Annotated in this window: 14 protein-coding genes; 8 read left to right on the top strand and 6 right to left on the bottom strand. The window is 63.2% G+C overall.

Features of this window, described 5'->3' with window-relative positions:
• Nucleotides 1-21 precede the first annotated feature (21 nt).
• A complete protein-coding gene (locus tag ABD837_RS01985) occupies nt 22-639 on the bottom strand; it encodes an acyl carrier protein phosphodiesterase (protein WP_345049657.1) in 618 nt (205 codons plus the stop codon).
• Nucleotides 640-766: 127 nt separating this feature from the next.
• Between ABD837_RS01985 and ABD837_RS01980 the strand changes: the two genes are divergently transcribed.
• Nucleotides 767-1,279 (top strand): pyridoxamine 5'-phosphate oxidase family protein, encoded by a 513-nt coding sequence (locus tag ABD837_RS01980; RefSeq protein ID WP_345049654.1) that lies wholly within the window; start codon nt 767-769, stop codon nt 1,277-1,279.
• Nucleotides 1,280-1,376: 97 nt separating this feature from the next.
• On the top strand, nt 1,377-2,096 hold the full coding sequence (locus ABD837_RS01975) for a spheroidene monooxygenase (protein ID WP_345049651.1): 720 nt from the start codon (nt 1,377-1,379) through the stop codon (nt 2,094-2,096).
• Between the two features lie 40 nt (nt 2,097-2,136).
• Here the strand turns inward: ABD837_RS01975 and ABD837_RS01970 are convergent, their stop codons facing one another.
• Nucleotides 2,137-3,723: a hypothetical protein gene (locus ABD837_RS01970; protein ID WP_345049649.1), complete on the bottom strand. Its 1,587-nt coding sequence runs from the start codon at nt 3,721-3,723 to the stop codon at nt 2,137-2,139.
• Between the two features lie 168 nt (nt 3,724-3,891).
• Between ABD837_RS01970 and ABD837_RS01965 the strand changes: the two genes are divergently transcribed.
• Nucleotides 3,892-5,466: a hypothetical protein gene (locus ABD837_RS01965; protein ID WP_345049647.1), complete on the top strand. Its 1,575-nt coding sequence runs from the start codon at nt 3,892-3,894 to the stop codon at nt 5,464-5,466.
• Nucleotides 5,467-5,795: 329 nt separating this feature from the next.
• On the top strand, nt 5,796-7,328 hold the full coding sequence (locus ABD837_RS01960; RefSeq protein ID WP_345049645.1) for a hypothetical protein: 1,533 nt from the start codon (nt 5,796-5,798) through the stop codon (nt 7,326-7,328).
• A 43-nt stretch (nt 7,329-7,371) separates the two neighbouring features.
• Here ABD837_RS01960 and ABD837_RS01955 read toward each other — a convergent pair whose 3' ends face one another.
• Nucleotides 7,372-8,487, bottom strand: a complete 1,116-nt coding sequence (locus ABD837_RS01955; protein ID WP_345049643.1) for a DNA topoisomerase IB — start codon at nt 8,485-8,487, stop codon at nt 7,372-7,374.
• A 185-nt stretch (nt 8,488-8,672) separates the two neighbouring features.
• Here ABD837_RS01955 and ABD837_RS01950 point away from each other — a divergent pair, with 185 nt between their 5' ends.
• Nucleotides 8,673-9,779: an App1 family protein phosphatidate phosphatase gene (locus ABD837_RS01950; protein WP_345049641.1), complete on the top strand. Its 1,107-nt coding sequence runs from the start codon at nt 8,673-8,675 to the stop codon at nt 9,777-9,779.
• Between the two features lie 132 nt (nt 9,780-9,911).
• On the opposite strand, the gene ABD837_RS01945 is transcribed toward ABD837_RS01950, so the two are convergent.
• Nucleotides 9,912-10,211 carry a hypothetical protein gene (locus ABD837_RS01945; protein ID WP_345049640.1) on the bottom strand — a complete coding sequence of 100 codons (300 nt, stop codon included), beginning with the start codon at nt 10,209-10,211 and terminating at the stop codon, nt 9,912-9,914.
• Between the two features lie 589 nt (nt 10,212-10,800).
• On the opposite strand from ABD837_RS01945, the gene ABD837_RS01940 reads away from it, so the two are divergent.
• Nucleotides 10,801-11,331, top strand: coding sequence for a helix-turn-helix domain-containing protein (locus tag ABD837_RS01940; protein WP_345049637.1), 531 nt, complete (start codon nt 10,801-10,803; stop codon nt 11,329-11,331).
• A 105-nt stretch (nt 11,332-11,436) separates the two neighbouring features.
• Nucleotides 11,437-11,844 carry a hypothetical protein gene (locus tag ABD837_RS01935; protein WP_345049635.1) on the top strand — a complete coding sequence of 136 codons (408 nt, stop codon included), beginning with the start codon at nt 11,437-11,439 and terminating at the stop codon, nt 11,842-11,844.
• 159 nt (nt 11,845-12,003) lie between these two features.
• On the opposite strand, the gene ABD837_RS01930 is transcribed toward ABD837_RS01935, so the two are convergent.
• Nucleotides 12,004-12,462: a YybH family protein gene (locus ABD837_RS01930; RefSeq protein WP_345049632.1), complete on the bottom strand. Its 459-nt coding sequence runs from the start codon at nt 12,460-12,462 to the stop codon at nt 12,004-12,006.
• 158 nt (nt 12,463-12,620) lie between these two features.
• Between ABD837_RS01930 and ABD837_RS01925 the strand changes: the two genes are divergently transcribed.
• Complete coding sequence (locus tag ABD837_RS01925) at nt 12,621-12,905, top strand: TIGR03643 family protein (protein ID WP_345049630.1); 285 nt, start codon at nt 12,621-12,623, stop codon at nt 12,903-12,905.
• 5 nt (nt 12,906-12,910) lie between these two features.
• Here the strand turns inward: ABD837_RS01925 and mtgA are convergent, their stop codons facing one another.
• Nucleotides 12,911-13,675, bottom strand: a complete 765-nt coding sequence (mtgA, locus tag ABD837_RS01920) for a monofunctional biosynthetic peptidoglycan transglycosylase (protein ID WP_345049627.1) — start codon at nt 13,673-13,675, stop codon at nt 12,911-12,913.
• Nucleotides 13,676-13,729: the final 54 nt, after the last annotated feature.

Raw genomic sequence — 13,729 nt, 5'->3', positions numbered from 1 at the left:
CGCCGGGTTACTACAGCGGCACTACGGCAGCTCCGGCGCTAGCCGCGCCAGCTCGCCAGCGGCATGCTCGCGCAGCTGCGGGAAAAACTCCCGAAAATCGGCCTCATACGCCTCGTAGTTAGCTTCCAGCTCGGTGGCGGCCGTTTCCATACCCGACCCGGCAACGGCCCGGCGACTCAGCCCACCCAGGGCCCGGCGGATGCCTTCGGTTTCGGCGTAGCCCAGCAGCCAGTTGTGCTGCACCATGTACAACAGCATTTGCTGCACGCGGGGCGGCATTTCAGCTTCCCGACCTTGCAGCAGCCCATACACCCGCTTGGCAAAATCAGTTAAGCTTTCCGCGGAATACTCCGCGAAGCTGCGGGCCAGGAAATGGTCGAGAAACATGTCCGAAATCACCCCGGCGTACTTGCCGTAGCCAGCTTCGCGCAGCCGCTTGGTACTGCGGCGCACCACGGGGTGCTGGTCGGTGTAGGTGTCGATGGCGCGGTGCAGGCGGATGCCGGCTTGCACAGCAGGTGCATAGTTTTCGAGCTGGCGGCCGGGCACCGAGTCGGCCATGAAATTGCCCACGAGCACGTCGGTATAGCAGGCCGCAGTGGGAGCGCCGGAGAGGTAGAGGTGAGCGAGGAAATTCATTGTGGCAGGCAAGGTACGGGCGTGGGCAGGTTTTATTCAACCTCGACCGGCTGGCCCCCGTAAGCCCATATGCTGCCGGCGAATACCGGCAACCAACGCTTCTTTCACCTCTCCAAAACTCCTTCCCATGTCTGATAAGACACCCGTCACCCACGACCTCACCCAGCTGTTCGAAAAAATTAAGGACGTGCGCATGGCCATGCTCACCACCACCGACGAGCACGGCAGCCTGCACAGCCGCCCCATGGCCACCATCAATCCGGGCAAAGACGAGGCCCTGTATTTCCTCACCGATATCAATTCGGCTAAAGTCTACGAGGTGAAAAAAGACAGCCAGGTCAACCTGAGCTATTCCAACCCCGAAAGCAACGTGTACGTCTCGGTATCGGGCCGTGCCAATGCCTTCCGCGACGAGGCCAAAATTGCGGAGCTCTGGAGCGAGCCCATGCGCGCCTGGTTTCCGAAAGGTAAAGAAGACCCCAGCATCAGCGTACTGAAAGTCACCATCGACAAGGCCGAGTATTGGGATTCGCCAAGCAGCCTCCTCTCGCGGGCCTATGGCTACGTGCGCGCCGTGGTAACCGGCGAAGCCAGCAAGGACGACGACGTGAACCAGCACGCCCAGGTGCAGCCCAAATAAGGCTTCGTTGCCTCATTTATAAAAGGTCGGAAGCAATTCCGGCCTTTTTTTGTTGCCTAAAACCCGCTGACCTTCCCTGAACGGTTAATTCTTCCGCATGTCCCTAACTACCCTCACCGTTTTCACCCTGAAACCCGGCCACCGTCGCTGGGGCCTCGCGCAGATGGGTACCTCGCCCGGAGAGCTGAAAAAAGTGCCGGGCTTGCGGTTTTTCAAGCTCCTGGGCAGCGGCGCCGCCAATGGTTTTGGTTTCTGGCCCAACCTCGACCGCTACGGCTTCATGGCCGTGTGGGACGATGCCGCCGCCGCTCACACCTTTTTTGCGCAACATCCGCTGTGGGCCGGCTACCAGCGGCGTAGCGCCGAGCAATGGACCGTGCATCTGGCCCCCATCAAAGCAATAGGCTTGTGGGATGGAAAAACGCCTTTTGCACCCGAACTGACCATATTGACACTCCCGGCTGCCATTCCGGAAAGCCCAATAGCGGTGCTCACGCGGGCCAGCATCCGGTTGCGCAAAACCCCGCGCTTCTGGAAGTTTGTCGAGCCCACGAGCGCGGCGCTGGCGCAGGTACGCGGGGTGCGAGCCGCCATCGGCTTGGGTGAGCTGCCAGTGGTGCGCCAGGCCACCTTCAGCGTCTGGGAATCGGCAAAGGCCATGGAGGAATATGCGTACAAGGATGCCCGCCACCGCGAAGTAATGCAGCTCACGCGCCGCGAAAAGTGGTACGCCGAGGAAATGTTCGCGCGCTTCCGGGTGCTGGGCAGTATCGGTACGCTCGATGGCCGCGAGCCACTGGCTGGCCTGTTGCCGTAGCCAGCGCACTGCGGGCCTGCACATCGCCCCAGCACCCACGCTAATCGTGCAGGTTGTAGCGCTGTAGCCAGGCGTGCGCATTGCTGGTCAGCTCAGGATGAGGGTCGGCTTCGGCCTGCACGCCGGCGGGCGGGCTGCTTCCCAGCCCATCCGGCCGCGCAAACCAGGTAACATCGCCCGCAATGGCTCCGGGCTGCGTGCGCACCTCGTCGCGGCCCAGGCCCGGGTACAGCCGCACGCCGATGCTGCCCGGCAACGCTCCACGCAGCTCAAACCGGTCGTCGCCGCCGAGGCCGTACAACTCCAGGCTTTTCGTGCCGGGTGCGGCAAACGTGCGGTCCAGCAGCAGGCTGTCGGGGCGGCCCGCGCGCCGGGCCAGCACGCACACGCGCAGGTTGCCGCCTTTGGTGTCGCTTACGATAAAGGTTTCGGGCTGGTCGGTCCCAATCAGCCAGGCCTCCTGGTTTAGCAGTTCAAAATACTGTTGGGCCACGGCGGGCAGCTGCTCACGCCGGGCGCGCAGGATGGGCACGAACCGGGCGGCGATGGCGGCCCTCGTTTCGGGCGGGCCCATCTCAAACGCGCGGGCCAATACGGCATCACCCAGGGCCTTTCTCACCGAGTCGGCCACTTCCCGGAAATCGGCCGCGCTGAGGCTGGTGAGCAAGGTGCGGTCGAGGGCGCGGGCAGTGCGGGTCAGGCCGTCCACGTTTTCGAGGCGAATGGGTCCCCGAAAGGTCTGATACTTGGGCGCAAACCACGACACCAGTCGGGTAATCAGGCCATCATCGAACAGGAAAAAGGCCTGGTCGCGGTCGCGCGGTACGGGGCGGTACGCCACGCGGCCAGCCTGCGGGAAACTGGCCCAGCGCCACTGGTCTTCGCGCCGGCTCCAGTCGCCCAGCAGCAGGTCGAGCAGGCGGGCGCGCAGGTAAGCGCGGGCGGGCACGTGGTTTCCCGGGTTGCGGCGCAGCGCCGCCAGCATATGGGCCGAATTCACCACGTTTGGCGACTGGCCGAAGCTCGCCACGCCGCATTGGTCGCCATCGGGCCGCTCTTCCAACAGATACAGCGCATTGCTATACGCGGCCCGGAATTTCCCCAGGTCCGGGTCGGCCCCCAGGTACACGAGGCGCGGGTTGGCGTGCAGCACGCCCACGGCTTCGGCCAAGTAGGCCGCCGGGTACGCGCCGTAGGGTTGGGTAGCACTGGTTTGGTCCTTGAGCAGGGCGCGCAGTAGGTTTTTTTTCCAGCCCGGGCGCAGGGCGGCACTCATGTCTTTGTCCACAGACCGCAGCACGTACTGGCGGCCGTCGGGGCCCTGCAGCCGCAAGGTGTGGCTTTGGTAGCTGCCACCGGCCTGCACCGGCAGCAGCCCACCGGGCACGGCCGTGGCCAGCCGCAGCACCGGCACCGTTACGGGCGTATTCCACCAGGTGCGGTAGTGCTGGCCAAAAAAAGCCCGCCACGTGGTGCCGCGGGCGTATTGTGGCCCGGGAACTACCCGCACCGCAGCCGAGTCGGCGGCCCATACCACCGGCGAAGGACTGGTGGCGGGGCCGGCGCAGCTATACAAGCCCAGCGTGCTCAGCAATATTAGCCCGGTCAGCTTCCAGTTAGTGCGCATCTACTGTTCCCGGCATAAGGAGCCTGTTTGGCAAAGGGGTGGAAGTGTGGTAGCACACCGGCCTTACCCACCTTTACGGCGAAGCTGCGTTAAAGGCTCATTCCCACCGCCGCGTTTTTTCTTCGGATGCCTCTTTTGTGTCTTTTTCAAGCTCGGTGTTGGTGGCGTTTGCTGGCTGTGCTGGGCTTGGCCCTGGCTGGCAGTGGCTGCGCCCGCCGTCATTATTTCCAGCCCGATGCCCGCGTGGGAGCCGGCAGCACCCTGCCCCTGTCCGCTACCGCCGACTCGGTGCTGGCTACTGCCGGCCGCCACTACAACCAGCATTCCGGGTTCTACTACCTGTTTCTGGGCCGGCACTATCGCCGGGTGTGGGCCGCTCCCGTGCGCATGCCGGTGCTCAACCTGGCCACGGCAGCGCCGGGTGGTTTGCAGCCGGGCAAAACCGGCGGCGGCTACCAAAGCATCAGCATGACCCTGGAAGGCGCTAAGGACCGCAAATACGCCCTGCGTGCCCTCGACAAAGAACCAAGCCGAACACTGCCGAAAGTCATTCGGCCCACTTTTGTCCTGAACGTCGTGCGCGACGCCACGTCGGCCGCCAACCCCTACGCCGCGCTCACGGTGCCGCCGCTGGCGCAGGCCGCGGGGGTGCCCCATACCCGCCCGCGCCTGGTGTACGTGCGGGCCGATGAAACCGGCCTGGGCAAGTCGTCCGAGCGTTTTCAGGGCAAGCTGGCGCTGCTCGAAGAGAAGTACGAAGCCCGGGCGTCCCGCACGCCCGACCTGGCCGGCGTCGACGATTTTGATGGCGGCGAAGCCATGCTCAAGAAGGTGTACCGGCACCCGTCATCCTACATCGACCAGCCCGCCTTCCTGCGGGCCCGCCTGCTCGACGTCTGGATGGGCGATTGGGACCGGCACGAAGGGCAGTGGCAGTGGGCTGAGTTCCGCGAGGCCGGCGGCCGGGTGCGCTACCTCGGCATTCCGAAGGACCGCGACCAGGTGTATTTCCGCTTCGATGACGGCCTGATTCCCTGGCTGGCGGCCCGGCCCTTTATTGCGCCGCAGTTCCAGACCTTTCGCAACGAGTACAACAACATCGCCGGCTTGGTGCATCAGGCCCAGTTCATCGACCAACGCGCCCTCTCGCAAATGACGCGCAGCGACTTCCAGCGTATCGCCCTCGACCTGCAGCGTCGGCTGCCCGATTCCGTTATCGAGCGGGCTCTGCGCCGCCTGCCGCCCCCCGTGTACGCCCTCGAAAGCAGCCGGCTGAGCACCGCCCTCAAAGCGCGCCGCGAAACGCTGCCCGAGGCAGCCAACGCTTTTTACCTCACCCTGGCCCGCGCACCCACGGTGGGCGGCACGGCGCAGGCCGAACGGTTTGTGGTGCATCGCTACCACGACTCGACCACGGTGCGGGTGTTTTCCGTCCCCAATCAGAAGCACCCAAGTCGTGACTCGCTGCATTTTCAGCGCACCTATTTCCAGAAAGAAACCAAGTGTATCAGCCTGGATGGATTAGGCGGTGACGACGTTTTTGAAGTAACGACTACGGCCGGTGCTTCCCCCATGCGTCTGGAGCTCTACGGCGGCACGGGCCACGACCAATTGCGCCTGCAAGGCAGCGGCCGGCGTTTGCGGCTCCACGACGAAGCGTCGGATATGACGGCTGCCGGGGCGCATCGCCCCAGCTTGCCCCGAAAAAAACACCGCGCTTACGACCGCCTGAATGATGACTGACGAGGTAGCGAATGAATACCTTGCGTCACTTCTCGAACGAAATGCTGCGTAATAGGCCTGGGGTGCGTGTACAGTTGAACGACGTAGGGGCTGGGCTTGCCCCCGCCCGTCGTTGCACATCTAGTACCTGAATCGTTCAACATCGGGCGGGAACAAGCCCCGCCCCTACACGTTCGCAACTGTCCATCAACCACTACACGGCTCTAATTGAATCGATAAATAGTAGCTGCTTAAACCCAAAATACAGAATATGGCGACTATACTAGTAGTCGCTAGCCTTTTTTGGCCCGCCTTCGTTCAAAGCCCGACCTTAACTCCTCTGCTAGCTCTTGATACTGCTTCGTTTGCGCTTTTATACATTGTTTGGAGGCACGCTGGCAACTCTGCTAGCCACCGGTTGCGTCCGGAAGCAGTTTTTTCAGCCCGATGCCAGGCTTGATGCCAGCACCGCGCTACCCGCCTCGGCCGATAGCGTGCGCGGCGTAACTGCCGGCCGCCAATATGCCCGCCACGGCAGCCTATACAACGCCCTGGTGGGCCGCCACCACCGCCCAAGCTGGGCGGCCCCGGTCTCGGCCCCGGTCTTCCGGCTGAACACGGCTCAACGCGGCAGCCTGCAGCCGGGCAAAGTCGGCGGTGGCTTCAATAGCACCAGCCTAAACCTAACGTCCGACGACGGCCGCGCCTACGTGATACGCACCGTGGACAAAGACCCCATCCGGGCCACGCCAGTAGCCGTGCGGGGCACCTTTTTGGTGAACGTGCTGCGCGACAACGTGTCGTCGACCAACCCATATGCTGCCCTGCTGGTACCACCGCTGGCCCGCGCCGCGGGGGTGCCCTACTCCTCGCCGCAACTGTTCTACGTGCGGCCCGACGAGCCAGCTTTTCAGTCCGACTCGCTGCTCCACTTCCGCGGCCAGCTGGCTTACCTCGAAGAAAAAGCCGCGCAGGCCCCCGAACGCCCCGTCCCCAATGCCATCGTCAACAGCGGCAAAGCCTTTGCTGGCGTGTTCGCCAGCCCAGCCCGCCGCTTCGACCAGCCCGCGCTGCTGCGCGCGCGCCTGCTCGATGCCTGGCTGGGCGACTGGGACCGGCACGCCGGCCAATGGAGCTGGGCCGAAGAGGCACCGGTCCCCGGCGGCTTCGCTTCCATCCGGCCGCTGCCCAAAGACCGCGACATGGTTATCTACCGCCTCGACGATGGCCTGCTGGGCTGGCTGATTGGCCACGTCGCCATTCCGCACTGGGTCACCTTCGGCCCGCGCTACAAAAACCCGGTCGCCCAGCTTTCCAACGGCGAGTACCTCGACCGCCGCGCCCTCAATCAGCTCTCGCGGGCTCAGTTCCAGGCCACCGCGCTCGACCTGCAACGGCGCCTGCCCGACTCGGTGCTGCAGCGGGCCGTGCGCCGCCTGCCGCCCGCGGTGTACGCCCTCGAAGGCTCGCGCACCCTGGCGGCGTTCCAAGCGCGTCGCGACCAGTTGCCCGCCCTGGCCGAAACCTTCTACCGCAACCTGGCCCGCGAGCCCCGCATTGCCGGCACGGACGAAGCCGAGCGGTTCGAACTCCATCGCTACGCCGATTCTACGGTTGTAGCGGTATTCCCGGCCCAGGGCAAAGCGGCGTTCTACCACCGCGCCTTTCTGCCGTCCGAAACCCACCGTATTCAACTCGAAGGGTTGGGTGGCGACGACTCTTTTGTAGTTGAGACCCACGGCAAGGCCGCTGGGCACCAGCTCAGCATCCGCATTTATGGCGGCCCGGGCACCGACAATTTAACTCAGCCGGGCTCCGGTATTCGCTTTGAGCAGGGCAGCGCATCAGGCGACAAGGCGTTTGATAAGCTGCCGGAGGAATAGACTGAGTTAGGGTACGGCACCGCACCCTACTCAGGCACTGCATTTAGGCATCTGCCAGCATCTTCAGCACCAGCCGCTCGATGGGAGAAAGCACGTCATCGGCCACGGCTTCTGCATCGTGCTTCCGCAGGAATTCCACCAACTGGCCCGAGTTGAACAACTCGACCACCTGTGGGTGGATATAGTATTTCGAACACACCGTAGGCGTGTTGCCCAGGTTGGTGGCCACTTCCTTCACTGCTTTTTTGATAACTTTTTCGGGGGCTAAGTCCGGCTCTTCCTTAAGCACCGTTTCGAGACAGCCAGCCATTTTCACGGTGCCGCCCCAGGTGCGGAAATCCTTGGCCGACAACGCCAGGCCGGTATGCCGGTGCAGGTACTCGTTCACGTCGCCCGATTCCAGCGCCCGGCGCTGCCCGTCTTTCGAGTAGTACTGAAACAGGTGCTGCCCGGGAATTTCCTTGCACTTGCGCACAAGGCGGGCCAGGCGGGCATCGTGCACGGTCACATCGTGCGGCACGCCTTTCTTGCCGATGAAGGAGAAATTCACGTCGGCCCCGTGCACGTCCACGTGGCCGTCCTTTAGCGTGGTGAGGCCGTAGCTGGCCTTTTTGCTGCCTTTGTTCTTGGCGTATTCCTTGTTGCCCACCCGGATAAACGACTGGTCCATCAGCGTAATTACCAGGGCCACTACTTTGTCGTGGTCGAGGCCTGGGCGAGCCAGGTCTTTTCTCAGCTGCGTGCGCAGGGGCTCCAGCTTTTCGCCAAAGGTGCGCAGGCGCGAAAACTTGGTGAGGCTGCGCACCTGGTCCCAGGCGGGGTGGTAGCGGTACTGCTTACGGCCCAACGCGTCGTGCCCCGTTACCTGCAGGTGCGTGGTGGCCGAGGGCGAAATCCACACGTCCGTCCAGGCCGGCGGAATCACGAAGCTGTTGATGCGCTCCAGCGTTTCCGCATCGCTGATTTTCTGGCCGTGGGCATCATGGTAGGCAAACTTGCCGGCCCGCGTGGCTTTGCGCGTCAGGCCTGCTCCCCCGTCGCTGGCGTAGCGCAGGCCAGCCATCTCGGCCTGGCGAGCCGGGTCTTTGTACACAATATGGGCCTCTTCCTGCGGAAGCAACGCTTTTTTACGGGTTTTAGGATTGGCGGCGGTGGGCATGGATAGAGGTATGGGAGCTGGGAATTTGAGCGTCGAGCTTTTACGTAAATGGAACCGACAGGGCCGTATCGAAGTAGCGCGGACTTTTAGTCCGCGTCGCCGCGCCGGTCGGGTATCTGCTGAGTCGCGCACTAAAAGTGCGCGCTACGTTAGCAGCACCTTTTTCACCGCCGTAGGTTTGCCCCATGAATCTGCTTAAGCCCGTGTCCGCGTTCAACGAATGGACCGACCATTTCCTGACCCGTTACCTCGCCCGTAAGGGCCGCCTCAAGCGCTTTCAGCTCGATGCGTACCGCAGCTACGGCACGGCTACCAAGTTCTACATCAAAGGCCGCCTGCTCGGCGACCGCGGCCTGCAGCCCCAAACCGCCACCGACTCCGGCTGGCGCAACTTCCGCAGCATGGTGCGGCGCTTCAACAGCCGCGAGGTAACCGGGGCCGACCTCGTGGCCGAACTCCCCGATGGCAGCCAGCACCTGGTTACCACCGACGACGAAGGTTACTTCACCCTCATCCTGGAGCCCCACGCCCTGCCCGCGCCCTCGGCCTACCTCTGGTACCCCATTCCGGTGCGAGTGGCGCGGCTGCCGGCTCCCTTTGCCACTGCGCCAGATACAACCGTGCAAGCCATCGCCAGTGTGCTGGTGCCTCCGCCCGGTGCCGAGTTTGGCATCATTTCCGACCTCGACGATACCGTCTTTGAAACCCGGGCTACCAACATCCTCAAGATGCTGGCCCGCACGCTGCTCAGCAATGCGCATTCGCGCCAGCCCTTCGATGGCGTGGCCGATTTCTACCGCCGGCTCCAGCGGGGACGCACCAGCCGGCCCGATAATCCTTTCTTCTACGTGAGCAGCAGCCCCTGGAACCTCTACGACATGCTCGAAGAATTCATGGCCCTGCACGAGCTGCCCCCCGGGCCCCTATTGCTGCGCGATTTCACCATTTCCACGCCCAAAACCACGCCCCCGCCCGGCGTCACGGGTTCGGCAGCCATCCATTTTGCCCACAAGCTCCACGAAATCGACGACATCCTGACGACCTATCCCGCGCTGCCCTTCGTGCTCTGCGGCGACAGCGGCCAGGAAGATGCTCGCATCTACCGCGAGGTAGTCCGGCGCCACCCCGGCCGCATCCGCGCCATCTACATCCGCGACGTGCAGGTGCCGGCGCGAGCCTTGCTCGTTGGGCCAATTATCGAAGAGCTGGGCCGGGAAAGCGTGCCCATGGTACTAGTAGCCGATTACGCAGCGGCAGCCGCGCACGCCGCGGGATTGGGCCTGGTAGGGTAACAGAACGATTGTAGAGACGCGACCCATCGCGTCTCCCGTTCGCGCCGTTCGGGTATCGTTCGCGCCGTTCAGGCATCGTTTAACGGTTATCGTTCAACGCGGAGACGCGATGGGTCGCGTCTCTACAATCGTTCAACGGTACAATCCTTCGCCGTTGTCCCACTCCTTCTCCCAACGGCTCGGGTTGGTGAGGATGTAATTCCGAATACGTTCTAGCTCCTCATCAGAACGCACGATGCGGTCGTGGTACCGGGCCTGCCAACCAAACGCCAGCCCCTGGATGCGGGCAAAGGTGGTAACTCCCGACTTGAACCCGCGCAGCACCGAGGCCAGGTTATGCCGTTGCGGGCCAAACCGGTTTTCGTAGGGCAGTAGCGGACCCATCGGCTCATTTTTATCAAACAAGAGCACTCCGTGAAGATGGTCGGGCATCAGTACAAATGCATCAAGCGTCACAAACGGCGCAAATTCGGGGATGCTGGCCCAGCCCGTTAGCACTCGCTGCCCCAGCGCCGTGGGCCGTATGAATGCGGCAGCCCAATCTGCATCGGGAACCTCCACCTCCCCAAAACACGGCTGCCGGCCCAGGGTACAAATGGTGATGAAATACGCTCCGCTCTACCCATAATCGTAGCCCGGCAGGCGGGTAGAGGCAACCCGGTAACTATCTCGAAACAGGTCCGGCTCCGTCATGGGGCAAACCTAAACCCGTTCAGCCATTCAAACAATATCTAGGTGTTGAACTACAGCCAAACCGCACAAACAATGTCTCCGCGTTGAACGGTAACCGTTGAACGACACCCAAACGGCGCGAACGATGTAGAGACGCGACCCATCGCGTCTCCGCGTTGAACAGTAACCGTTGAACGACACCCAAACGGCGCAAACGCGGAGACGCGATGGGTCGCGTCTCTACATCGTTCTGTTTGCTCTCGCTTTTTAGCAGTCATCAAAAGACGAGAGCAAAACTACCTATGCACATGCTCTCGCTTTTTTGCGTTGTTTAAAAAACGAGAGCAACATGGCATCCTCCGAAACTACCCGCTTCCTTCCGTCCCTCCGCACACATTTCAACCTGAGCCAGCCCGAGCTGGGCACCTGCCTGGGCCTAAGCCGCACCATGGTTTCCCAGATAGAACGCGGCCTACGTCCCCTGCCCTTACCGGCGGTTCTGCCTCAGGCGGCTCTCACCTTGGCCCGGCACAACACACCCGCCGAGCCCGCCCCTGAAGCCCTGGATACCGCCGCCCTGCAAAAGCAGCTGCGCACCTGCCAGCTCCGGGCCGACCAGCTTGCCCATGAGCTGGACCAGCTGCCGGCGCGGGCGGCCTGGGCGCGGCGCCGGCTGGCCGCACTGCCCGTGCTCACGGCCGTACTGGCGCCGGCGGGCGGCACGCCGCCGGCGTGGCTGGCAGGCTTCATAGCCGATGCCCAGGCCGAGCTGGCCCGCAGCGGCAGTACGGCGCAGGCCCGGCTACGAGGGCGCATCGCCGGGCTGCGGGCCGAAGCCGGGGCGCTGGCGCAGGAGCTGGCCGCACCGGCCACCGAATAGCTATTTTCAACTATACAATAATATGTAGTGGCGCAGAGTTGAGGAACTGCGGAGCGTGGAAGCGCGCCGGCAGTTTTTTCTACCCTCATTTACCCATTACCTGTTATGGCTTTTTCCGTCAACCTCCTCACCACCGCCGCGCAATGCGACACCCTGCTCACGGCCAAGCAGCGCGAACGCACCGGGCTCACGAACCGGCTCAACAACCTCCAGTTTCAGCTCGACAACTGGAACGATGCCAGCAGCGCCGAAGCTGAGCTCACCGCCACCCAGGCCCTGATTACGGGCCTGTCGCCCGTAGTGGCCGCCCTGCCCGACGGCGACGACAAGCGCCGCAACCAAAACCAACTCAACCGCTACGAAACCCGCGTCAACAACCTCACCAGCAAAGTGGAGAACTACGGCGTGCTGGCCCTGCTCGAAAAGGAGCTGGACCGCGACACCCTCACCAGCGACATTGCCACTCTCGACACGTTTGTGGCCGCCGTCACGGCCCGCCGCGCCGCCCTATAGAGCAGGTCAGGTAATGCAAAAGCCCGTGCCAGCAATGGCACGGGCTTTTTTATGGAACGATGTAGAGACGCGACCCATCGCGTCTCGGCGTTGAACGACATCAGAACGGCGCGAACGCCGAGACGCGATGGGTCGCGTCTCTACAAGCGTTGCAACTACTTAATTCGTGTGGTCGGCTACTACTTTCCACTGCCCGTCAATCTGCCGCAGCACCAGCAGGAAATACCCCTGCAAGTCGCCCAGCGCCGCCGGTCGCGCCAGGTGCCAGTGGCCCACTACCTGGGCGGCCGTTGGGGTAAGCAAACTCACCCGCAGCCCGCTGAAATCGAGCTGGCCCATGGCCGCCGCGGTGGGGTAGCCTTTCTGGTAGTTGGCCAGGGTGGGCTGCCAGCCGTAGGTAGGCCCTTTCTTCCCGATAAAGACCAGCGAGTCAGATTTCCAGTACCCTTCCATGAAGCCGGGTATGTCGCCCCGGTTCCAGGCCGCCGTTTGGGTTGTAAGCACCTGCACAATGGCCTTGCGGGCTGCCAGGTCTGTTTTAGACCCCGACTGCGCGGCAGCGGTGCCGGTGCCGGCCAGGCAAGCGAGCAGGCTGAGCGTTGTTTTCAGGTTCTTCATTCGATCTAAGGGTAAGCGGTGAATATATCGGGTTCAGGAGCCAATCTCGTCAATTACCGGAAATAACCCTTGGCAGTCGCCTATCAAATCAGGGGCACCAGCTGTTTAGACAGCATTAAAAGCAGCAACTATTCACTGCACTCGCCCACACGTACCCGATGACCACGCCCAGCCTCCCCGCCGAAGATATTGACCGCGTAATCGAAATGGCCTGGGAAGACCGGACGCCATTTGAAGCCATTGAGCAGCAATTTGGCCTCAACGAGCAGGCCGTCATCGCGCTCATGCGGCGCGAGCTGAAACCGGCCTCGTGGCGCCGGTGGCGCGCCCGGGTACAGGGCCGGGCCACCAAGCACCGCGCCAAAAGCCAAGTCGACGACGCTCGCTTCAAATCCACGTTGCAGCGCACCATCACCGCCAACAAAATCTCCAAGCGCGGCTAACCAGCCTACTTCAAAATCTTGGCCACGAAGCTGGTACCGCCCAGGCGGCGCATGTTGCGCAGCACGCGCAGCTGCTTGGCCCGCGCCACCGGCCCGGGGTTCGAGGCCCGGAAGCGCAGCGGATTGGGCAGCACCCCGGCCAGCAGCGCGGCCTCGGCGGCACTTACCTGGCTGGCGGACTTGCCGAAGTAGCGCCGGCTTGCCGCCTCCACCCCGAAGGTGCAGTCGCCCATCTCGGCCACGCTCAGGTACATCTCCATGATGCGGCGCTTGCTCCACAGCGTTTCGATGAGTACCGTGAAGTAGGCTTCGGCCAGCTTGCGCACGTAGCTCCGCCCCTGCCACAGAAACACGTTTTTGGCCACCTGCTGCGAAATGGTGCTGCCGCCCACGATGTGCTTGCCGTCGCCGTTCCAGTTGCGCTTGGCCGCCTGGGTCAGGGCATCCAGGTCGAAGCCGTGGTGCAGGAGAAAGCGTTGGTCCTCGGCGGCCACCAATGCCAGCGGCACGGTGGGAGCCACTTCATCCAGCGTCCGGAAATCGTAGCGGATGCGGCGCGGCGCGGGCTGAATGCCGTGGTAGCCCAGCCCTATCGGGGCGTGGGCCCGGCGGTCGAGCATGAGCCAGGTAGCGGGCGGGGCCACCCAGCGGTAGAGCAGCACCCAGGCCACCGAGGTCAGAAACAACGCGGCCAGGATTTGCAGCAGCAGCCGGCCAGCCTTTTTTAGCAGCGTGCGAACGTCGGGGATTAAGCTTGCGGAAGAGGACATGGAGCGCAAAAGTAGCGCGCCGGGCGCCGTTTCGGCATTTCGACGCCTACTCTT

Source organism: Hymenobacter glaciei (genome assembly GCF_039539585.1).
In the GTDB taxonomy this organism is placed as follows: Bacteria; Bacteroidota; Bacteroidia; order Cytophagales; family Hymenobacteraceae; genus Hymenobacter; species Hymenobacter glaciei.
This window is presented reverse-complemented; position numbering and strand designations above follow the sequence as displayed.